This is a genomic window from Enterobacter sp. Taxon_8 (genome assembly GCF_058354585.1).
The window spans coordinates 901,493-921,369 of the sequence record NZ_CM177989.1; the positions used below are offsets into that span (position 1 = coordinate 901,493).

At 57.8% G+C, this 19,877-nt stretch carries 21 protein-coding genes; 17 read left to right on the plus strand and 4 right to left on the minus strand.

Annotated features, from left to right (window positions below; all coding sequences use genetic code 11):
• Nucleotides 1-28: 28 nt before the first annotated feature.
• The 3 genes from cysJ to cysH are packed head-to-tail and all read left to right on the plus strand — an operon-like array spanning nt 29 to nt 4,296.
• Complete coding sequence (cysJ, locus tag AC4IBF_RS04310) at nt 29-1,834, plus strand: NADPH-dependent assimilatory sulfite reductase flavoprotein subunit (RefSeq protein ID WP_143345458.1); 1,806 nt, start codon at nt 29-31, stop codon at nt 1,832-1,834.
• Nucleotides 1,834-3,546: an assimilatory sulfite reductase (NADPH) hemoprotein subunit gene (gene cysI, locus AC4IBF_RS04315; protein ID WP_252093602.1), complete on the plus strand. Its 1,713-nt coding sequence runs from the start codon at nt 1,834-1,836 to the stop codon at nt 3,544-3,546. Before cysJ ends, cysI begins: the two co-directional genes overlap by 1 nt.
• Before the next feature lie 15 nt (nt 3,547-3,561).
• Nucleotides 3,562-4,296 (plus strand): phosphoadenosine phosphosulfate reductase, encoded by a 735-nt coding sequence (gene cysH / locus AC4IBF_RS04320; RefSeq protein ID WP_111965450.1) that lies wholly within the window; start codon nt 3,562-3,564, stop codon nt 4,294-4,296.
• A gap of 47 nt (nt 4,297-4,343) precedes the next feature.
• On the opposite strand, the gene AC4IBF_RS04325 is transcribed toward cysH, so the two are convergent.
• Nucleotides 4,344-5,387, minus strand: coding sequence for an aminopeptidase (locus AC4IBF_RS04325; RefSeq protein ID WP_133295059.1), 1,044 nt, complete (start codon nt 5,385-5,387; stop codon nt 4,344-4,346).
• Nucleotides 5,388-5,633: 246 nt separating this feature from the next.
• Between AC4IBF_RS04325 and cysG the strand changes: the two genes are divergently transcribed.
• The 13 genes from cysG to rpoS all read left to right on the plus strand — a co-directional run bounded on the left by cysG (nt 5,634) and on the right by rpoS (nt 16,713).
• A complete protein-coding gene (cysG, locus tag AC4IBF_RS04330) occupies nt 5,634-6,983 on the plus strand; it encodes a siroheme synthase CysG (protein ID WP_172621938.1) in 1,350 nt (449 codons plus the stop codon).
• A gap of 9 nt (nt 6,984-6,992) precedes the next feature.
• A complete protein-coding gene (gene cysD, locus AC4IBF_RS04335; protein WP_006811770.1) occupies nt 6,993-7,901 on the plus strand; it encodes a sulfate adenylyltransferase subunit CysD in 909 nt (302 codons plus the stop codon).
• A gap of 9 nt (nt 7,902-7,910) precedes the next feature.
• Nucleotides 7,911-9,335 (plus strand): sulfate adenylyltransferase subunit CysN, encoded by a 1,425-nt coding sequence (cysN, locus tag AC4IBF_RS04340; RefSeq protein WP_136195130.1) that lies wholly within the window; start codon nt 7,911-7,913, stop codon nt 9,333-9,335.
• Complete coding sequence (cysC, locus tag AC4IBF_RS04345) at nt 9,335-9,940, plus strand: adenylyl-sulfate kinase (protein WP_021241908.1); 606 nt, start codon at nt 9,335-9,337, stop codon at nt 9,938-9,940. The genes cysN and cysC overlap by 1 nt, the downstream gene beginning before the upstream one ends.
• Before the next feature lie 58 nt (nt 9,941-9,998).
• On the plus strand, nt 9,999-10,325 hold the full coding sequence (locus tag AC4IBF_RS04350) for a DUF3561 family protein (RefSeq protein WP_008499610.1): 327 nt from the start codon (nt 9,999-10,001) through the stop codon (nt 10,323-10,325).
• A 166-nt stretch (nt 10,326-10,491) separates the two neighbouring features.
• On the plus strand, nt 10,492-10,803 hold the full coding sequence (gene ftsB / locus AC4IBF_RS04355) for a cell division protein FtsB (protein ID WP_008499609.1): 312 nt from the start codon (nt 10,492-10,494) through the stop codon (nt 10,801-10,803).
• A 19-nt stretch (nt 10,804-10,822) separates the two neighbouring features.
• Entirely contained in the window at nt 10,823-11,533 is a 711-nt protein-coding gene (gene ispD, locus AC4IBF_RS04360) for a 2-C-methyl-D-erythritol 4-phosphate cytidylyltransferase (RefSeq protein ID WP_045404179.1), read from the plus strand.
• On the plus strand, nt 11,533-12,012 hold the full coding sequence (gene ispF / locus AC4IBF_RS04365; RefSeq protein WP_008499607.1) for a 2-C-methyl-D-erythritol 2,4-cyclodiphosphate synthase: 480 nt from the start codon (nt 11,533-11,535) through the stop codon (nt 12,010-12,012). Before ispD ends, ispF begins: the two co-directional genes overlap by 1 nt.
• Nucleotides 12,009-13,058, plus strand: coding sequence for a tRNA pseudouridine(13) synthase TruD (gene truD, locus AC4IBF_RS04370; protein ID WP_133295057.1), 1,050 nt, complete (start codon nt 12,009-12,011; stop codon nt 13,056-13,058). Before ispF ends, truD begins: the two co-directional genes overlap by 4 nt.
• On the plus strand, nt 13,039-13,800 hold the full coding sequence (gene surE, locus AC4IBF_RS04375; RefSeq protein ID WP_115876168.1) for a 5'/3'-nucleotidase SurE: 762 nt from the start codon (nt 13,039-13,041) through the stop codon (nt 13,798-13,800). The genes truD and surE overlap by 20 nt, the downstream gene beginning before the upstream one ends.
• Complete coding sequence (locus AC4IBF_RS04380) at nt 13,794-14,420, plus strand: protein-L-isoaspartate(D-aspartate) O-methyltransferase (protein WP_008499604.1); 627 nt, start codon at nt 13,794-13,796, stop codon at nt 14,418-14,420. The genes surE and AC4IBF_RS04380 overlap by 7 nt, the downstream gene beginning before the upstream one ends.
• 116 nt (nt 14,421-14,536) lie before the next feature.
• Nucleotides 14,537-15,661 carry a murein hydrolase activator NlpD gene (nlpD, locus tag AC4IBF_RS04385; protein WP_039024138.1) on the plus strand — a complete coding sequence of 375 codons (1,125 nt, stop codon included), beginning with the start codon at nt 14,537-14,539 and terminating at the stop codon, nt 15,659-15,661.
• 59 nt (nt 15,662-15,720) lie between these two features.
• On the plus strand, nt 15,721-16,713 hold the full coding sequence (gene rpoS, locus AC4IBF_RS04390; RefSeq protein WP_008499600.1) for an RNA polymerase sigma factor RpoS: 993 nt from the start codon (nt 15,721-15,723) through the stop codon (nt 16,711-16,713).
• A 52-nt stretch (nt 16,714-16,765) separates the two neighbouring features.
• On the opposite strand, the gene AC4IBF_RS04395 is transcribed toward rpoS, so the two are convergent.
• Both AC4IBF_RS04395 and AC4IBF_RS04400 read right to left on the minus strand, forming a co-directional pair.
• Nucleotides 16,766-17,143: a DUF4440 domain-containing protein gene (locus tag AC4IBF_RS04395; protein ID WP_133295056.1), complete on the minus strand. Its 378-nt coding sequence runs from the start codon at nt 17,141-17,143 to the stop codon at nt 16,766-16,768.
• The gene (locus tag AC4IBF_RS04400) at nt 17,140-18,342 is read right to left on the minus strand and encodes an MFS transporter (RefSeq protein ID WP_479974971.1); all 1,203 of its coding nucleotides are present in this window, start codon (nt 18,340-18,342) and stop codon (nt 17,140-17,142) included. Before AC4IBF_RS04400 ends, AC4IBF_RS04395 begins: the two co-directional genes overlap by 4 nt.
• A 108-nt stretch (nt 18,343-18,450) precedes the next feature.
• On the opposite strand from AC4IBF_RS04400, the gene AC4IBF_RS04405 reads away from it, so the two are divergent.
• Nucleotides 18,451-19,338 carry a LysR family transcriptional regulator gene (locus AC4IBF_RS04405; protein WP_133295054.1) on the plus strand — a complete coding sequence of 296 codons (888 nt, stop codon included), beginning with the start codon at nt 18,451-18,453 and terminating at the stop codon, nt 19,336-19,338.
• Here the strand turns inward: AC4IBF_RS04405 and AC4IBF_RS04410 are convergent.
• Nucleotides 19,335-19,742, minus strand: coding sequence for a MarR family winged helix-turn-helix transcriptional regulator (locus tag AC4IBF_RS04410; protein ID WP_133295053.1), 408 nt, complete (start codon nt 19,740-19,742; stop codon nt 19,335-19,337). The genes AC4IBF_RS04405 and AC4IBF_RS04410 overlap by 4 nt on opposite strands.
• Nucleotides 19,743-19,877: the final 135 nt, after the last annotated feature.

The window sequence follows — 19,877 nt, forward strand, 5'->3', positions numbered from 1 at the left end:
CCGCTTGGCTACTGGAACATAACGACGCATGACAACACAGGCCCCACCTTCAAATTTGCTTCCCCTGAACCCGGAGCAACTGGCGCGCCTTCAGGCTGCCACCTCTGATTTTTCTCCCACTCAGCTTGCCTGGGTCTCCGGTTATTTCTGGGGAATGCTCAATCAGCAGCCTGGCGCTGTGGCGGGTGCACCGGCTACGGCCGTTGAGATTCCGGCCATTACCCTGATTTCCGCCTCGCAGACGGGCAACGCCCGCCGCGTGGCCGAAGCGCTGCGCGACGACCTGCTGGCCGCTAAACTGAACGTGAACCTGGTCAACGCCGGGGATTATAAATTCAAGCAAATCGCGTCGGAAAAACTGCTGGTGGTGGTCGCCTCTACGCAAGGTGAAGGTGAACCTGCTGAAGAAGCGGTGGCGCTGCATAAGTTCCTGTTCTCGAAAAAAGCGCCGAAGCTGGATGGGACGGCGTTTGCCGTCTTTGGCCTGGGCGATACCTCCTATGAATTCTTCTGCCAGTCCGGCAAAGACTTCGACAGCAGGCTGGCGGAGCTGGGCGCGGAGCGTCTGCTGGACCGCGTTGATGCGGATGTCGAATACCAGACCGCCGCCGCTGAATGGCGCGCCCGCATCGTTGAAGTGCTAAAAGCGCGCGTGCCGAAAGAGACCTCGACGCAGGCCGCGTTCACCGCGACGGGTGCTGTCAACGACATCCACACCAGCCCGTACACCAAAGAGGCGCCGCTGACGGCGAGCCTGTCGGTGAACCAGAAAATTACCGGCCGCGACTCAGAAAAAGACGTGCGTCATATCGAAATCGATTTAGGCGACTCGGGGCTGCGCTATCAGCCTGGCGATGCGCTGGGCGTCTGGTATCAGAACGATCCGGCGCTGGTGAAAGAGCTGGTTGAGCTGCTGTGGCTGAAAGGCGACGAGCCTGTCACCGTTGACGGCAAATCGCTGCCGTTATCCGAGGCGTTGCAGTGGCATTTCGAACTGACGGTGAATACCCCGAATATCGTCGAAAATTATGCCACCTTAACGCGCAGCGAATCCCTGCTGCCGCTTGTGGGCGACAAGGCGAAGCTGCAGCATTACGCCGCGACGACGCCGATTGTCGATATGGTGCGTTTCTCTCCGGCTCAGCTGGATGCCGATGCGCTGATCGGCCTGCTGCGTCCGCTAACCCCGCGCCTGTACTCCATCGCCTCTTCGCAGGCCGAAGTGGAGAGTGAAGTGCATGTTACCGTCGGCGTGGTGCGCTACGACATCGAAGGCCGCGCGCGCGCGGGTGGGGCGTCGAGCTTCCTGGCCGATCGCGTGGAAGAAGAGGGCGAAGTGCGCGTTTTTATCGAGCACAACGACAACTTCCGCCTGCCGGCAAACCCGGAAACACCGGTCATCATGATTGGCCCGGGCACCGGCATTGCGCCGTTCCGCGCCTTCATGCAGCAGCGCGCGGCAGACGGCGCGTCGGGTAAGAACTGGCTGTTCTTCGGCAATCCGCACTTTACCGAAGATTTCCTCTACCAGGTTGAGTGGCAGCGCTATGTGAAAGAAGGCGTACTGACCCGCATCGATCTGGCCTGGTCTCGCGACCAGAAAGAAAAAGTATACGTACAAGACAAACTGCGCGAACAGGGCGCAGAGCTGTGGCGCTGGATCAATGACGGTGCCCACATTTATGTCTGCGGCGACGCCAATCGCATGGCGAAAGACGTTGAGCAGGCACTGCTGGAAGTGATTGCCGAATTCGGCGGTATGGATGCCGAAACGGCAGATGAATTTTTAAGTGAGCTGCGCGTTGAGCGCCGTTATCAGCGAGATGTCTACTAATGAGCGAAAAACATCCAGGGCCACTGGTGGTCGAAGGTAAACTGACAGACGCCGAGCGCATGAAGCTGGAAAGCAACTATCTGCGCGGCACCATTGCTGAAGATCTGAATGACGGTCTCACCGGCGGTTTCAAAGGCGACAACTTCCTGCTGATCCGCTTCCACGGCATGTACCAGCAGGACGACCGCGACATCCGTGCCGAGCGTGCCGAGCAGAAGCTGGAGCCGCGTCACGCGATGCTGCTGCGCTGCCGTCTGCCGGGTGGGGTGATTACCACCAAACAGTGGCAGGCGATCGACAAGTTTGCCGGTGAAAACACGATTTATGGCAGCATTCGTCTGACCAACCGTCAGACCTTCCAGTTCCACGGCATTCTGAAGAAGAACGTCAAGCCGGTGCACCAGATGCTGCACTCGGTCGGGCTGGACGCGCTGGCGACCGCCAACGACATGAACCGTAACGTGCTCTGCACCTCGAACCCGTATGAGTCCGAGCTGCACGCCGAAGCCTACGAGTGGGCGAAGAAGATCTCTGAGCACCTGCTGCCGCGTACGCGCGCCTATGCCGAGATTTGGCTCGATCAGGAAAAAGTCGCGACCACTGACGAAGAGCCGATCCTTGGCCAGACCTACCTGCCGCGCAAGTTTAAAACCACGGTAGTGATCCCGCCGCAGAACGATATCGACCTGCACGCCAACGACATGAACTTCGTGGCGATAGCCGAAAACGGCAAGCTGTTGGGCTTTAACCTGCTGGTGGGCGGCGGCCTGTCCATCGAACACGGTAACAAGAAAACCTACGCCCGCACCGCGAGCGAGTTCGGCTTCCTGCCGCTGGAGCATACGCTGGCCGTGGCGGAAGCGGTGGTGACGACCCAGCGCGACTGGGGTAACCGTACCGACCGTAAAAACGCGAAAACCAAATACACCCTGGAGCGCGTGGGCGTGGAGACGTTCAAAGCGGAAGTGGAGCGTCGCGCGGGCATCAAGTTTGAGCCGATCCGCCCTTACGAATTCACCGGTCGCGGCGATCGCATTGGCTGGGTGAAGGGTATCGACAATAAATGGCACCTGACGCTGTTTATCGAAAACGGCCGTATTCTGGATTATCCGGGGCGTCCGCTGAAAACCGGCCTGCTGGAAATTGCGAAGATCCATAAGGGCGAGTTCCGCATTACGGCTAACCAGAACCTGATCATTGCCGGCGTGCCGGAAAGCCAGAAGGCGAAGATCGAGAAGCTGGCGCGCGAACATGGATTGATGGATGCGGTGAAGCCGCAGCGTGAAAACTCAATGGCCTGCGTGTCGTTCCCGACCTGTCCGCTGGCGATGGCCGAAGCGGAACGTTTCCTGCCGTCGTTTACCGACAAAGTGGAAGCGATTCTGGAAAAACACGGCATTCCGGACGAGCATATTGTTATGCGCGTCACCGGTTGTCCGAACGGCTGCGGTCGCGCGATGCTGGCCGAGCTCGGTCTGGTGGGGAAAGCGCCGGGGCGCTATAACCTGCATCTGGGCGGTAACCGTATCGGCACGCGCATTCCGCGCATGTTCCGCGAGAACATCACCGAGCCGGAAATTCTTGATTCCATCGACGAGCTTGTCGGGCGCTGGGCGAAAGAGCGCGAAGCGGGTGAAGGCTTCGGCGACTTTACGGTGCGTGCGGGCATCATTCGCCCGGTGCTCGATCCCGCAAGGGATTTCTGGGAGTAACCACGAGAGGTAACTATGTCCGAACTCGATCTAAACGCCCTTAATGACCTGCCAAAAGTCGAACGTATTCTGGCGCTGGCAGAAACCAATGCCCACCTTGAAAAGCTGGACGCCGAAGGGCGCGTGGCGTGGGCGCTGGAAAACCTGCCGGGAGAATATGTGCTCTCGTCGAGCTTTGGTATTCAGGCGGCGGTCAGCCTGCATCTGGTGAATCAGATCCGTCCGGACATTCCGGTGATCCTCACCGATACCGGCTACCTGTTCCCGGAAACCTATCAGTTTATTGACGAGCTGACGGACAAGCTCAAGCTGAACCTCAAGGTCTACCGCGCGACGGAAAGCGCGGCCTGGCAGGAGGCGCGCTACGGTAAGCTGTGGGAACAGGGCGTTGAGGGCATTGAGAAATACAATGAGATTAACAAGGTCGAGCCGATGAACCGGGCGCTGAAAGAGCTTAATGCGCAGACGTGGTTTGCGGGCCTGCGCCGCGAGCAGTCCGGCAGCCGGGCAACCTTACCGGTGCTGGCGGTGCAGCGCGGGGTGTTTAAAGTGCTGCCGATTATCGACTGGGATAACCGGACGGTGTACCAGTATCTGCAAAAACACGGGCTGAAGTACCATCCGCTGTGGGATCAGGGCTATCTGTCAGTGGGGGATACCCACACCACGCGTAAGTGGGAACCGGGAATGGCGGAAGAAGAGACGCGATTCTTCGGGCTGAAGCGCGAGTGCGGGTTGCACGAAGGGTGATAACCTTTTTGCCCGGTAAGGCGTAGCCGCCACCGGGCTTAACGGCCTCAGGCTTTCCCCGCTTTCGCCAGCTCCTTCACCAGCGGCAACATCACCTTCACTACATCACGGCTGCGGTGTTCAATCCGCTGCGGCAGCGCGCGATCGATGTGCTGCTGATTATCCAGCATCACGTTGTGCCAGCTTGTCCCGTCCGGGAAGGCTTTCGATTTAGCCCGCTGCTGGTAGCCATCTTTTTTGCCCAGTGTCCAGTTTGTGGCTTCCACGTACAGCACCGGAATGCCCGCCTTATCGAACACTTCCCCGTCGTTGCAGCAGCCTGTGCCTCGCGGATAATCCGGGTTACCGCCGGGATTGCTGGTGGCATAAACGCCATGGCTGCGGGCAATGGCCAGCGCACGGTCGCGCGTCAGTTTTCGCACGGTACCCGGCGTACTCTGCCCGCTGTTGAAATAGAGCTTGTCGCCGACGATCAGGTTGTCGAGGTTGATCACCAGCAGCGTATTTTTCTTCTCCTCGGCGCTCATGCGTTTAAGGAGATTCTCAGCGCCGAGTTTGCCCTCTTCTTCACCGCTGGTGGCAACAAAACGAATGCCATACTGGGTTGGAATATCTTTCATCCGCTCGGCCAGTTCGAGCATCACGCCCAGGCCTGCAGCGTTGTCGTCCATGCCCTGCAGCGTCAGCCCGCCGAGGTTGTTATCCGTGTCGGCATCGCTCATCGGAGCGTAGGTATCAAGGTGCGCCATAATAATAATTTGCTCTTTTGCGCTTCCTTCGTGGGCCGCAATCACCGTACTGCCGGTCACGTTATGCCAGTTTTTCGTTTTATTTCGCGAGGTATAGACGTAGCGGCTGTGAAACGACCGGATGTCGCTCTGGTAACCCATCTCAGCAAACTGCTGGCGAAGATAGTCCGCGGAGAGCATTTCCGCAGGCGAGCCGGTCATGCGGCCAGGGAAAACGGTGGCAATATGCCGCGCCTGCATATTGGCGATTTCACCATAAGGTTGGTTTTTTGCCTGAGCAGGAAGAATAAAGCAAACGCCGAGCGCCAGGGCAGCAATACGGTGGCGCGTTGCGGAAAACATAGTGAGTCCTTAAAAACAGAGCAAAATAATAACCCGCCTAGTATGAAACTGTGATCGTCCATACACAATTTGAATTGCTCTTAAATGCCCGAAATTTCGCGCGTTAAGCACTTTTTGGTATTAGCATTTTCATGGCGTTATTCCATTGAGTAACTACTCATTCCAATTCGTAATTTCATTCGGTCTAAGCCGCCCCCTATAGTCCCTCTATTCCTCGTTGTTAGTGAGTTGTTGCCTGTGGACTATCTGCCCTTATTTGCTGCGATTAAAGAGAAACCGGTGCTGGTTGTTGGCACGGGTGAAATCGCCGATCGCAAAATCGCGTTTCTACAGCGCGCAGGGGCCCAGGTGCAGGTCGTTGCAGAGGCGGATTTCGACGAGTCACAAATCGACAGCGTGGTGCTGGTAATTGCGGCGACCGAAGATCGTGAACTGAACCAGCGGATCTCCGACGCCGCGCAGGCCCGTTACCGCCTGGTGAACGTGGTGGACGACCAGCCTTTATGCTCGTTTATTTTCCCGTCGATCGTTGACCGCTCGCCGCTGCTGGTGGCGATCTCCTCCGGCGGTACCGCACCGGTGCTGGCGCGTGTGCTGCGTGAAAAAATCGAAGCGCTGCTGCCGACCAGCCTCGGGCGCATGGCGGAGAAAGCCAGCTACTGGCGTAGCCACCTGAAAACCCGCCTGACCAGCGTGACGGAACGCCGTCGCTTCTGGGAACGCGTGTTTCGCGGCCGCTTCGCCAGCCTGATGCATGCCGGCAATGAAACGGCTGCGCAAAAAATCCTCGAGGATGAACTGGATAACCCCGGCAGCACGGGCGGGGAGATCATCCTGGTGGGCGCGGGGCCTGGCGATGCCGGGCTCCTGACGCTGCGCGGCCTGCAGGTGCTGCAGGACGCGGACGTCGTGTTCTACGACCATCTGGTCACCGACGGCGTGCGCGAACTGATCCGTCGCGACGCGGAGCAAATCTGCGTGGGCAAACGGGCTGGCGAGCACTCGGTGCCGCAGCACGACACCAACCAGATGCTGGTTGACGCCGCCAAAGCGGGCAAAACCGTGGTGCGCCTGAAGGGGGGCGATCCGTTTATCTTTGGCCGCGGCGGCGAAGAGCTGCAGGCGGCAGCCGAAGCGGGCATACCGTTCCAGGTGGTGCCCGGCATTACGGCGGCCTCTGCGGTGACGGCCTACGCCGGTATTCCTCTGACCCATCGCGATTACGCCCAGAGCGTCACCTTTGTGACCGGCCACTACAAGGCGGACAGCACGCCGTTCGACTGGTCGCATCTCGCCCAGAGCCGCCAGACGCTGGCGATATACATGGGCACGATGAAGGCGGCGGACATCAGCGAACAGCTTATTCAGCACGGTCGCGAGGCGACGACGCCCGTTGCCGTCATTTCTCGCGGCACGCGCGTCGATCAGCACGTTGCGACGGGCACGCTGGAACATCTTGCAACCCTGGCGAAAGACGCCCCTATGCCCGCCCTGATCGTGGTGGGTGAAGTGGTGCAGCTGCACAGCACGCTCGCCTGGTTCCAACACACAACCGATACAGAAGGCTTTGGTTCTTCTGTTGTAAATTTGGCTTAAGGAACGGTTATGGACCAAAAACGTCTTACACACCTGCGGCAGCTCGAAGCGGAAAGTATCCATATCATCCGCGAAGTGGCCGCCGAGTTTTCTAACCCGGTGATGATGTACTCCATCGGTAAAGATTCCAGCGTCATGCTGCATCTGGCGCGTAAAGCGTTTTATCCGGGCACGCTGCCGTTCCCGCTGCTGCACGTGGATACCGGCTGGAAATTCCGCGAAATGTACGAGTTCCGCGATCGTACCGCGAAAGCCTACGGCTGCGAGCTGCTGGTGCACAAAAACCCGGAAGGGGTGGCGATGGGCATTAACCCGTTCGTGCACGGCAGCGCCAAACATACCGATATTATGAAGACCGAAGGGCTGAAGCAGGCGCTGAACAAATATGGTTTTGACGCGGCCTTCGGCGGCGCGCGCCGTGACGAAGAGAAATCCCGCGCCAAAGAGCGTATCTACTCCTTCCGCGACCGCTTCCACCGCTGGGACCCAAAAAACCAGCGCCCGGAGCTGTGGCACAACTACAACGGTCAGATCAACAAGGGCGAAAGCATCCGCGTCTTCCCGCTCTCCAACTGGACCGAGCTGGATATCTGGCAGTACATCTATCTGGAAAACATCGAGATCGTTCCGCTGTATCTGGCCGCCGAGCGCCCGGTGCTGGAGCGCGACGGCATGCTGATGATGATCGACGACGATCGCATCGACCTGCAGCCGGGCGAAGTGATTAAAAAACAGATGGTGCGTTTCCGCACCCTTGGCTGCTGGCCGCTGACCGGCGCGGTGGAATCCAGCGCACAGACGCTGCCGGAGATCATCGAAGAGATGCTGGTGTCGACCACCAGCGAGCGACAGGGCCGCGTGATTGACCGCGACCAGGCAGGCTCCATGGAGCTGAAGAAACGTCAGGGTTATTTCTAAGGAGCCGCCATGAACACCACTATTGCTCAACAAATTGCCAAAGAAGGCGGCGTGGAAGCGTATCTGCACGCGCAACAACACAAAAGCCTGCTGCGTTTTCTGACCTGCGGCAGCGTGGATGACGGGAAAAGTACCCTGATTGGCCGCCTGCTGCACGATACGCGCCAGATTTACGAAGATCAGCTCTCTTCCCTGCATAACGACAGTAAACGTCACGGCACCCAGGGTGAAAAACTCGACCTGGCGCTGCTGGTGGATGGCCTGCAGGCGGAGCGCGAGCAGGGCATCACGATTGACGTGGCCTACCGCTACTTCTCTACCGAGAAGCGCAAATTTATTATTGCCGACACTCCGGGGCACGAACAGTACACCCGCAATATGGCGACCGGCGCGTCGACCTGCGACCTGGCGATCCTGCTGATGGACGCGCGTAAAGGCGTGCTGGATCAGACCCGTCGCCACAGCTTTATCTCGACGCTGCTGGGGATCAAACACCTGGTGGTGGCGGTCAACAAGATGGATCTGGTGAACTTCAGCGAAGAAAAATTCGAGGAGATCCGCCAGAGCTATCTGACCTTTGCTGAACAGCTGCCGGGCAACCTGGATATCCGCTTTGTGCCGCTCTCGGCGCTGGAAGGGGATAACGTCGCGTCCCAAAGCGCGAACATGCCGTGGTACAGCGGCCCGACGCTGCTGGAGGTGCTGGAAACGGTTGAAATTCAGCGCGTGGTCGACACCCAGCCGATGCGCTTCCCGGTGCAGTACGTGAACCGTCCAAATCTCGATTTCCGTGGTTTCTCCGGCACCCTAGCGTCAGGCTCTGTACAGGTTGGCCAGCGCGTCAAGGTGCTGCCATCCGGTGTGGAATCGACCATCGCCCGCATCGTCACCTTTGACGGTGACCTGCAGGACGCGGGGGCCGGTGAAGCCGTAACGCTGGTGCTGAAAGACGAAATTGATATCAGCCGGGGCGATCTCCTGGTAGACGCGCAGGAAACGCTGGCGGCGGTACAGGGCGCGTCCGTGGATGTGGTGTGGATGGCCGAACAGCCGCTGACCGCTGGCCAGAGCTATGACATCAAAATTGCCGGCAAGAAAACCCGCGCCCGCGTGGACGGCATTCAGTTCCAGGTGGATATCAACAACCTGACCCAGCGTGACGTCACCGAGCTGCCGCTGAACGGCATTGGTCTGGTCGATCTGACCTTTGACGAACCGCTGGTGCTGGATCCGTATCAGCAGAACCCGGTGACGGGAGGTCTTATCTTTATCGACAGGCTGACCAACGTTACCGTCGGGGCCGGTATGGTACGCGAACCGATTAAACAGGCTGCCGTGGCCTCTGAATTCAGCGCCTTTGAGCTGGAACTGAACGCGCTGGTGCGTAAACACTTCCCGCACTGGGGCGCGCGCGATCTGCTGGGAGGCAAGTAATGGCCGCCCATGATGAGAACGTCGTCTGGCATCCTCATCCGGTCACCGTTGCCCAGCGCGAACAGCTCCACGGTCACCGTGGGGTTGTGCTGTGGTTTACCGGGCTGTCCGGCTCGGGTAAATCGACGGTGGCGGGCGCGCTGGAAGAGGCATTGCATCAGCAGGGCGTAAGCACCTACCTGCTGGATGGCGACAACGTGCGCCATGGCCTGTGCAGCGATTTAGGGTTCAGCGACGACGACCGCAAAGAGAACATCCGCCGGGTCGGGGAAGTCGCCAGCCTGATGGCCGACGCCGGGCTGGTGGTGCTGACCGCGTTTATCTCTCCGCACCGCGCCGAGCGCCAGATGGTGCGCGAACGCGTCGGTCAGGATCGCTTTATCGAGGTGTTTGTGGATACACCGCTGGAGGTCTGCGAAGCGCGCGACCCGAAAGGGCTATACAAAAAAGCGCGTGCCGGAGAATTGCGCAACTTCACCGGAATTGACGCTGTATACGAAGCGCCTGAATCGCCTGAAATTCACCTGGAAGGTCAACAATTGGTAACAAATTTAGTAAGCCAATTATTAGACCTGCTCAGACGGGACGATATTATCAGATCCTGAGACGGTATCGTTCGGGAGCTGTCTTCCCGAACGATGAGTCACGGTCACAGGACTAGCTATGCGCAACAGTGAACATTACATCACCACCACCGGGTCGGAGCCGCTTGCGACCGACGACGAAACGACCTGGTCATTTCCTGGGGCCATCATTGGCTTCGTCTCATGGCTGCTGGCGCTGGGTATTCCGTTTCTCATCTACGGCGGCAACACGCTGTTCTTCTTTCTCTACACCTGGCCTTTCTTTCTGGCGTTGATGCCCGTGGCGGTTGTCGTCGGCATTGCGCTGCACTCGCTGCTCAACGGTAAGCTCCTCTACAGCACTGTGGTCACGATTGTGACGGTGGTTCTGATGTTTGGTCTGTTATTTTTGTGGCTCATGGGCTAACTTCAGCCATAATTCAAACCGTAACCAACTGTGTAACGATATTGTGCAGGACGATTCTGCGGAAAAAATGTGGTACATTTGCCCGCGATGTTGCGGCATCTCTGTTACCCCGGCGTAGTGCTCTGGGGAAGTCTTGGGATGATGATGCCGTTTTTCAGGGGGCAGGATGGGTAAACTAACGCTGCTGTTGCTGGCTTTGCTAATCTGGCTGCAATACTCGCTGTGGTTCGGTAAGAACGGACTGCACGACTATAGCCGGGTAAGCGATGACGTCGCGGCTCAGCAGGCAACAAACGCCAAACTTAAGGCGCGAAACGATCAACTCTTTGCTGAAATTGATGACCTCAATGGCGGGCAAGAGGCGATTGAGGAACGCGCACGCAATGAACTCAGTATGACTAAGCCGGGCGAAACCTTTTATCGTCTGGTTCCGGATGCGTCTAAACGCAATCAGGGCTCAGCACAAAATAATCGATAATCAGGCCCAGGATTACGACATGGCAGTAACTTTTTCGGACGTATGCGCCGTGGTGCCGGCCGCAGGTTTTGGCCGGCGCATGCAGACAGAATGTCCCAAGCAGTACCTCTCTATTGGCGATAAAACGATCCTCGAGCACGCCGTGGCGGCGCTGCTGGCGCACCCGCGGGTGACGCGGGTGATCATCGCTATCAGCCCGGGTGATGCGCGCTTCGCGCAGCTCCCGCTGGCAAATCATCCACAGATTACCGTTGTCGATGGCGGTGCCGAGCGCGCCGATTCCGTGCTGGCAGGCATTCAGGCGGCCGGTAACGCGCCGTGGGTGCTGGTCCATGACGCGGCCCGTCCGTGCCTGCACCAGGACGACCTTGCGCGCCTGCTGTCGCTGAGCGAAACCAGCAAAGTGGGTGGCATTCTGGCCGCCCCCGTGCGCGACACCATGAAGCGCGCCGAGCCGGGCAAACGGGCTATCGCCCACACCGTCGATCGCGTCGATCTATGGCACGCGCTGACGCCGCAATTTTTCCCCCGCGAATTACTCCACGACTGCTTAACGCGCGCGCTTAACGAAGGTGCGACCATTACGGACGAAGCCTCTGCGCTGGAGTACTGCGGTTTCCATCCTGAGCTTGTTGAAGGACGTGCTGATAATATTAAAGTGACGCGTCCGGAAGATTTACAGCTCGCGGAATTTTATCTTACCCGTTCGACCCATCAGGAGAAGGCATAATGCGAATTGGACACGGTTTTGATGTACACGCCTTTGGCGGCGAAGGCCCAATTATCATTGGCGGCGTGCGCATTCCTTATGAAAAAGGGCTGCTGGCGCATTCTGATGGCGACGTGGCGCTGCATGCGCTGACCGACGCGCTGCTGGGCGCGGCCGCACTGGGTGATATCGGCAAGCTGTTCCCGGACACCGACCCGGCGTTTAAAGGGGCGGACAGCCGTGAACTGCTGCGCGAAGCGTGGCGCCGCATCCAGGCGAAAGGCTACACCCTTGGCAACGTCGACGTGACGATTATCGCTCAGGCCCCGAAAATGCTGCCGCACATTCCGCAGATGCGCGTGTTTATTGCGGAAGATCTGGGTTGCCATATGGACGACGTGAACGTCAAAGCGACGACGACCGAGAAGCTGGGCTTCACCGGTCGTGGCGAAGGGATTGCCTGTGAAGCCGTGGCGCTGCTGGTGAAGGCGAGCAAATGACAGACTTCGACAACCTGACATACCTGCACGGTAAACCGCAGGGGAACGGGGTGCTGAAAGCCAGCCCGGAAGATTTCCTCGTGGTCGAGGATCTGGGCTTTGAGCCGGATGGCGAAGGCGAACATATCCTGGTGCGTATTCTGAAAAATGGCTGCAATACCCGCTTTGTGGCCGACGCGCTGGCAAAATTCCTCAAAATTCATGCCCGCGAAGTGAGCTTTGCCGGGCAGAAAGATAAACACGCCGTTACGGAACAGTGGCTCTGCGCGCGCGTTCCCGGCAATGCGATGCCTGATTTAAGCAAATTTGAGCTTGAGGGCTGTAAGGTACTGGAATATGCCCGCCACAAGCGCAAACTGCGTCTGGGGGCGTTGAAAGGCAACGCGTTTACGCTGGTGCTGCGCGAAGTGACTGACCGAGAAGACGTTGAAAAACGCCTGAACGCCATCAGCGACCGCGGCGTACCGAACTACTTTGGCGCGCAGCGCTTTGGCATCGGCGGCAGCAACCTGCAGGGCGCGCTGCGCTGGGCGCAAAGCGATGCACCGGTGCGTGACAGGAATAAACGCAGTTTTTGGTTGTCGGCGGCCCGCAGCGCGTTGTTTAATCAGATTGTGAGCGAAAGGCTGAAAAAACCGGACGCGAATCAAGTTGTTGTTGGCGATGCGCTACAATTAGCGGGACGCGGAAGCTGGTTTGTGGCAACGGCCGAAGAGATGGCTGATGTGCAGTCGCGCGTGGACGCAAAAGCGCTGATGATTACCGCCGCGTTGCCCGGTACGGGCGACTGGGGAACCCAGGGGGAGGCCCTGGCCGCCGAGCAGTCAGCCGTGGCGGATGCGCCAGAATTGCAGTCCTTGCTGGTGCGGGAAAAAGTCGACGCGGCACGCCGCGCGATGCTGCTCTATCCGCAGCAGTTAAGCTGGAACTGGTGGGATGACGTGACCGTCGAGTTACGCTTCTGGCTGCCGGCAGGCAGCTTTGCCACCAGTGTTGTCAGGGAACTTATCAACACCTCGGGTGATTATGCGAATATTGCTGAGTAACGATGACGGGATCCACGCGCCAGGCATTCAGACCCTGGCGAAACACCTCCGCGAATTTGCGGACGTGCAGGTCGTGGCGCCCGATCGTAACCGCAGTGGAGCGTCTAACTCTCTGACGCTGGAGTCGTCGCTTCGCACCTTTACCTTTGATAATGGCGATATTGCCGTGCAGATGGGCACGCCAACCGACTGCGTTTTTCTGGGCGTGAACGCGCTGATGCGGCCGCGTCCGGATATCGTCGTCTCCGGCATCAACGCCGGGCCTAACCTCGGCGATGACGTGATTTACTCCGGCACCGTGGCGGCCGCAATGGAAGGGCGCCATCTGGGGTTCCCGGCGCTGGCGGTCTCGTTAAATGGCCACACGCATTACGACACCGCCGCCGCGGTAACCTGTTCGATCCTGCGGGCGCTTGGTCGTGAGCCGCTGCGTACCGGGCGCATTCTTAATATCAACGTGCCGGATCTTCCTCTTGATGAAATTAAAGGCATCCGCGTCACCCGTTGCGGGAGCCGACATCCTGCCGATCAGGTGATCCCGCAGCAGGATCCTCGCGGCAACACGCTTTACTGGATTGGCCCTCCCGGCGACAAGTGCGATGCGGGTCCGGATACCGACTTTGCCGCCGTGGATGAAGGCTATGTTTCGGTTACTCCGCTGCACGTAGATTTAACCGCGTATAGCGCGCATGATGTGGTGTCGGGCTGGCTGGATCGCGCAGGAGTGAACGCGCAATGGTAAACAAACGTGTACAAACTCTTCTGGAACAACTCCGCGCGCAGGGGATCCGCGACGAGCACGTGCTCGAAGCGCTCGCCCTGGTTCCGCGTGAAAAATTTGTAGACGAGGCGTTTGAACACAAAGCGTGGGAAAACGTGGCGCTGCCCATCGGACAGGGCCAGACGATTTCGCAGCCTTACATGGTGGCTCGCATGACGGAGCTGCTGGAGCTGACGCCCGACTCCCGCGTGCTGGAGATTGGCACCGGGTCGGGGTATCAGACCGCGATCCTGGCGCATCTGGTTCATCATGTATGCTCCGTTGAGCGGATCAAAGGTTTACAGTGGCAGGCGCGTCGTCGCCTGAAACAACTTGATTTACATAATGTTTCGACACGACACGGTGATGGATGGCAGGGTTGGAAGGCGCGCGCCCCGTTTGACGCGATCATCGTGACGGCGGCCCCGCCTGAAATTCCTGCAGCCCTGTTGTCGCAGCTGGATGAGGGGGGCATTCTGGTTCTGCCTGTCGGGGACGAGCAGCAGTTGTTGAAGCGCGTTCGTCGGCGCGGCGGCGAGTTTATTATCGACACCGTGGAAGCCGTGCGCTTTGTGCCTCTGGTGAAGGGGGAGTTGGCCTGAGACTCGGAATTATCCAGGGTTATTAAGGCAAATTCAGCGTATGGTGTGGCGCGAAAGATTCGTGCCATCACGGTAAATTTTAAGTCACTGGTAGTTAACACATTCCTGGGGGATAAATGAGCGCGGGAAGCCCTAAATTCACCATCAGCCGTGTTGCGGCATTATCACTGGTTTCGCTCTGGCTGGCAGGCTGTACAAGTTCAAACAACGCGCCTGCGCCCGTGAGTTCCGTCGGCGGAAACAGCGGCTCCGGTAACACGTCCAGCGGAATGTTAATCACGCCGCCACCTAAAATGGGGACGGCTGCACCGCAGCAAACACCACAAATTCAGCCTGTGCAACATCCTGTTACACAGCCAGTACAGGTTCAGCCAGTTGAACAACCTGTTCAGACCCAAAATGGCCGCATAGTCTATAACCGCCAGTATGGGAACATTCCGAAAGGCAGCTACACCGGTGGCAGCACCTATACCGTGAAACGCGGCGATACGCTGTTCTACATTGCGTGGATCACCGGGAACGATTTCCGTGACCTCGCGCAGCGCAATAACGTCCAGGCCCCATATGGTCTGGAAGTCGGGCAAACGCTCCAGGTGGGCAACGCGACGGGCACGCCGCTTACGCCTGGCAACACCGTTTCAGCGGCCGATGTAACAGCTCAAAATAACAGCGTTAAGCCTGCACAAAAATCCACCACGGTGGTTGCTTCACAACCTGTAATTACGTATTCTGAGGATTCAGGTGATCAGACTGCTAACAAAATGTTGCCGAATAATAAAGGGACTGCGACTGCTGTCACAGCACCGGTTACGGCACCTGTGGTTAGCTCTACTGAACCGACTGCCAGCAGTATGACCTCCAGTTCGCCGATTTCTGCATGGCGCTGGCCGACTGACGGCAAGGTTATCGAGAACTTCTCTTCCTCCGAAGGGGGAAATAAAGGGATCGATATCGCAGGGAGTAAAGGACAGGCTATCATCGCGACCGCAGATGGACGCGTTGTGTATGCCGGTAACGCTCTGCGCGGTTACGGTAATCTTATTATCATCAAACATAACGATGATTACCTGAGTGCCTACGCCCATAACGACACAATGCTGGTCCGGGAACAACAAGAAGTTAAGGCGGGGCAAAAAATCGCTACCATGGGTAGCACCGGAACCAGTTCTACACGCTTGCATTTTGAAATTCGTTACAAGGGGAAATCCGTAAACCCGCTGCAGTACTTGCCGCAGCGATAATTTGACGGGGCATGCCAGCCAGGGTGTCTCGTTCAGGGATCACGGGTAGGAGCCACCTTATGAGTCAGAATACGCTGAAAGTTCATGATTTAAATGAAGACGCGGAATTTGATGAGAACGGAGTAGAGGCTTTTGACGAAAAAGCCTTAGTAGAAGAGGAACCCAGTGATAACGATTTGGCTGAAGAAGAGCTGTTATCGCAGGGTGCCACACAGCGTGTACTGGACGCGACTCAGCTTTACCTTGGGGAGATTGGTTATTCCCCACTGCTAACGGCCGAAGAAGAAGTCTATTTCGCACGTCGTGCTTTGCGTGGTGATGTTGCCTCGCGTCGTCGCATGATTGAAAGTAACCTGCGACTGGTCGTGAAAATTGCCCGCCGTTACGGCAATCGTGGTCTGGCTCTGCTGGATCTGATTGAAGAGGGCAACTTAGGTCTCATCCGCGCAGTTGAGAAGTTTGACCCGGAACGCGGGTTCCGTTTCTCAACCTACGCGACCTGGTGGATTCGTCAGACCATCGAACGGGCTATTATGAACCAGACCCGTACGATCCGCCTGCCGATTCACATCGTCAAAGAGTTGAACGTTTATCTGCGCACCGCGCGCGAGTTGTCCCATAAGCTGGACCACGAGCCAAGCGCAGAAGAGATTGCCGAACAACTCGATAAACCGGTTGATGACGTAAGCCGTATGCTGCGTCTCAACGAGCGCATTACCTCCGTTGACACCCCGCTGGGTGGCGACTCCGAAAAAGCGCTGCTGGACATCCTGGCCGATGAAAAAGATAACGGTCCGGAAGACACCACGCAGGACGATGACATGAAACAGAGCATCGTCAAATGGCTGTTCGAACTGAACGCCAAACAGCGTGAAGTGCTGGCACGTCGTTTCGGTTTACTGGGGTATGAAGCTGCGACACTGGAAGACGTCGGCCGCGAAATTGGCCTGACCCGTGAACGTGTTCGTCAGATTCAGGTTGAAGGTCTGCGCCGCCTGCGTGAAATCCTGCAGGGGCAAGGTCTGAACATCGAAGCGCTGTTCCGCGAATAAGCAACCTTTCGTCAAAAAAGGCCCGTCGTGAGACGGGCCTTTTTCTTTTGCGCTACGGCTTAGCCGTTTCGTGCAGCAGACGCCACACTATCCGATCGCCTTCCTGATTAAGCACCGCAGTTGACCAGCGCACGTTGACGGGCAGGTCCGGCCGGGTTTGCGTCTCCCGGTAGTGAAGCACTGCACCCCGTTCGCCGCTCTGGATCGTGGTTAATTCGTCAATGACGATCTTCAGTCCGGGACGACTTCCACGCTGGTTTTCCAGAAAACTGGCCAGGCCGATATAGTCGATCTGAACACCGCCCGGTGGGAGCATCAGAAAATCGCGACGGAAACGAGCGAGCAGGGCGTCGGGATCGCCTTCACCTTTGCCTAACCAGTCTTCAAGCGCAATGTGGAGGTCGATAATGTCGTGTTCGAAAGGCGTCATGAATTCTCCTGTCGCAGCTGATTTAGCACCTGCGTATTGTTAAGACGAAAAACGTACGGTACAGGCAGCAAGGTCATGCCTGCAGCAAAAATAAACATCCCGTGCCAGGCGGCGAGTGGTGTCAGCCACGCCTGCGCCAGGTTCAGCACCTGCGCAAGCAGAAGGGCACTGGCAAAAAAACTCAGCTGACGATTGAGATTCCACAGCGCGCTGGCATCCGGCATCTCGTCCCGGCGCGTTGTCAGAAACGCGCTGCTCTGAGCCGTACTGCTGCACAGGCTTCCCCCCGCGCCCATCAGGGTAAACGCGACGGCAGGCAACAGCGTTGACGAGCTAACGTCAATCAAAAGCAGAATACCCGCCGCCTGCAACAGGCAGCCGATGACGATCGGCGGTCGGGGGCCGATACGGTTAAAATAACGTCCCGTCGCCGTGATGGCGAGAAACGATGCCACAGACCACGGCAGCATGAGCATTCCCGTTGCGGCTGGGCTCATGTTCGCCTCGTGCTGAAGATAAAACATGGCCGTGACGTTCACCCCAATAAATATGCCGGGGACGCATAAATAGACAAGCATGGAAAAACGCAAAAGCGGGTTCGCAAGCAAGGGCAGGTTTAGCAGTCTGGCCGTGTTCATCGTGGGTTTTTCGTGTTTAAGCCACAGACAGGCCAGAACAAAGGTCACGATAGCCACCGGGAGCGTGGCGAAAAAGATCCATCGCCAGCCCAGCGTCTGCACCAGCACGCCGCCGATAGCCGGGGAGCAGGCCGGGGCAAGCAACGCAACCAGCATCACTACCGAGGAGAGTCGGGCCCGCTCGTGAGGCCTGAACTGTTGCCAGGTCAGCGCCTGTCCAACGGGGATCAGTAAGCCTCCTCCCACGCCCTGAAGCACTCGCCAGGCAATCAGAGTTTCCAGCGTTGCAGACAGGCCCGCTGTAGCTGAGGCTGCGCTGAACAGAAAAAGCGAAAGCAGGATGACGCGCTTTGGCCCGATGCGGCGCGTGAGCACGCTGCTGAACGGGATCGCCATCGTCAGACCGGCAATATACCCGTTACTGACCCAGGCAAGGGCAGAAGGCGTGGTGTTAAAGGCGTGAGCCATCGCCGGAAAGGCGACGCTGGCAATAAACATGTTGATCAAATCAAGAAAAAAGCCCAGCAGATAGACAACGGCAACTTTGCTGCGATACGTCATGGTGGATCCTCCGGTGAGGTGGCGTATCGTATCGGCTCGGGAATCACGGATAAACCTGACAAAGCGCGATATACTGTCAAAAATATTTTGACAGTATAAGGCGTAATAATGGTTAACCTACAGCGGACGCAGATGTTTATCGCAGTGGCCGACACCGGCAGTTTTACGGCGGCCGCCGAGGCGATGGGGCTGACAAAAGCGGTGGTTAGCTTCAATATCCGCCAGCTTGAAGATGAGCTGGGCGTTACGCTGCTGCTGCGCTCCACCCGCCGCCTGACGCTAACCGAGGCGGGCGCGCTTTTTCATCAGCGCAGCGTGGCGCTTCTGAAGGAGGCCGAACGGCTGCAGGATGATGTCCGCGCGAATCATGCGGGACTTACCGGTGAACTGCGGATCACGACCACGCCTGAATATGGCTCCCGGGTCGTGGTGCCGCTGCTGGCCAGGTTTAGCCAGCAGCACACGGATCTTCGCGTCCGACATGTTTCGTCGTCACTGCACGCAGACCTTATCTCGGAGCGCTTTGACGTGGCCATCCGGCTGGGGACGCTTGCCGATTCGCGCAACCACGCCGCACTGATTTCTCACTTTTCTATTCTCCCCGTCGCGACGCCCGAGTGGCTTGTGAGAAACCCGATCGAATCTCTTGCGCAGCTGGCGCAGGCCGGCTGGATTATCCACGAGCGCCTGGCCTCACCGCTCCGCTGGCAGGTGAAAAATGCCAGCGGCGCGCCTGAAACGCTCGAGATAAAAAAAGCGCCGCGCCTGTTTGCCGACAGCGCTCAGGCCCTTATGGCTTTTGCGCTCGCAGGCGGTGGGGTGGCGTTACTGCCGGAATGGCTGGTACGCTGTGCGCTTGATGCGGGAGAACTGGTCCAGGTGTTACCGGAATATACCTTTGCGCGGCAGGGCATCTATGCGGTCTATCCAGATGCCCGGCATGTCTCAGCGAAAGTGCGCACCTTTATCGATTTTATGCGCACCAGCGTGAATTAATCGTGCATCATCTTTTTGATGAGAGCCGAGAACTGTTCTCGCTCGGCCTTGTTAAGACGGCCTAAAAAGGCCTCATCAACCTCATTGCCTACCGGCTTACACTCTGCAAGCAGGGCCTCACCTTCTGGCGTGAGGAAGACAAAGCGACGGCGCTTATCCGCAGGGTCGTGCTCGCGTTTGACCAGCCCACGCGCCTCCATGCGGCTGAGCATTTCCGCCAGGGTCGCTTTGGTGCTGACCGCGACCTCGGTCAATGCCACCTGTTCAATGCCCGGATGCTCGGCAATGGAGCGCATCACCGCATACTGCGGCTTGGTCAGCTCCGGCAATGCATGTTGCCACCGTGCAGTATGCTGTTGAAAAAGCTGACGTAACAGGTGGAACGCCTCTTGTCTTAGTTCCATGAACACTCCGACAGAAAAAATCACCCCCTATGATAGCTGCTAAAGCCCGGGATGATAATGCGGCATTTTTTAGCATTTAGTGTGATCGTATGCGAACGATATTGTCAGAAAAAGAATTCGGGAGTAGTTTACTCA

What these genes read in the sequence shown, in the direction of transcription:
- rpoS (WP_008499600.1), top strand. Translation starts at nt 15,721, where the DNA reads ATGAGTCAGAATACGCTGAAAGTTCATGATTTAAATGAAGACGCGGAA.
- cysJ (WP_143345458.1), top strand. Translation starts at nt 29, where the DNA reads ATGACAACACAGGCCCCACCTTCAAATTTGCTTCCCCTGAACCCGGAG.
- truD (WP_133295057.1), top strand. Translation starts at nt 12,009, where the DNA reads ATGACAGACTTCGACAACCTGACATACCTGCACGGTAAACCGCAGGGG.
- surE (WP_115876168.1), top strand. Translation starts at nt 13,039, where the DNA reads ATGCGAATATTGCTGAGTAACGATGACGGGATCCACGCGCCAGGCATT.
- AC4IBF_RS04380 (WP_008499604.1), top strand. Translation starts at nt 13,794, where the DNA reads ATGGTAAACAAACGTGTACAAACTCTTCTGGAACAACTCCGCGCGCAG.
- AC4IBF_RS04350 (WP_008499610.1), top strand. Translation starts at nt 9,999, where the DNA reads ATGCGCAACAGTGAACATTACATCACCACCACCGGGTCGGAGCCGCTT.
- AC4IBF_RS04325 (WP_133295059.1), bottom strand. Translation starts at nt 5,387, where the DNA reads ATGTTTTCCGCAACGCGCCACCGTATTGCTGCCCTGGCGCTCGGCGTT.
- ispD (WP_045404179.1), top strand. Translation starts at nt 10,823, where the DNA reads ATGGCAGTAACTTTTTCGGACGTATGCGCCGTGGTGCCGGCCGCAGGT.
- AC4IBF_RS04410 (WP_133295053.1), bottom strand. Translation starts at nt 19,742, where the DNA reads ATGGAACTAAGACAAGAGGCGTTCCACCTGTTACGTCAGCTTTTTCAA.
- cysH (WP_111965450.1), top strand. Translation starts at nt 3,562, where the DNA reads ATGTCCGAACTCGATCTAAACGCCCTTAATGACCTGCCAAAAGTCGAA.
- AC4IBF_RS04405 (WP_133295054.1), top strand. Translation starts at nt 18,451, where the DNA reads ATGGTTAACCTACAGCGGACGCAGATGTTTATCGCAGTGGCCGACACC.
- nlpD (WP_039024138.1), top strand. Translation starts at nt 14,537, where the DNA reads ATGAGCGCGGGAAGCCCTAAATTCACCATCAGCCGTGTTGCGGCATTA.
- ispF (WP_008499607.1), top strand. Translation starts at nt 11,533, where the DNA reads ATGCGAATTGGACACGGTTTTGATGTACACGCCTTTGGCGGCGAAGGC.
- cysN (WP_136195130.1), top strand. Translation starts at nt 7,911, where the DNA reads ATGAACACCACTATTGCTCAACAAATTGCCAAAGAAGGCGGCGTGGAA.
- cysC (WP_021241908.1), top strand. Translation starts at nt 9,335, where the DNA reads ATGGCCGCCCATGATGAGAACGTCGTCTGGCATCCTCATCCGGTCACC.
- ftsB (WP_008499609.1), top strand. Translation starts at nt 10,492, where the DNA reads ATGGGTAAACTAACGCTGCTGTTGCTGGCTTTGCTAATCTGGCTGCAA.
- cysD (WP_006811770.1), top strand. Translation starts at nt 6,993, where the DNA reads ATGGACCAAAAACGTCTTACACACCTGCGGCAGCTCGAAGCGGAAAGT.
- AC4IBF_RS04400 (WP_479974971.1), bottom strand. Translation starts at nt 18,342, where the DNA reads ATGACGTATCGCAGCAAAGTTGCCGTTGTCTATCTGCTGGGCTTTTTT.
- cysI (WP_252093602.1), top strand. Translation starts at nt 1,834, where the DNA reads ATGAGCGAAAAACATCCAGGGCCACTGGTGGTCGAAGGTAAACTGACA.
- AC4IBF_RS04395 (WP_133295056.1), bottom strand. Translation starts at nt 17,143, where the DNA reads ATGACGCCTTTCGAACACGACATTATCGACCTCCACATTGCGCTTGAA.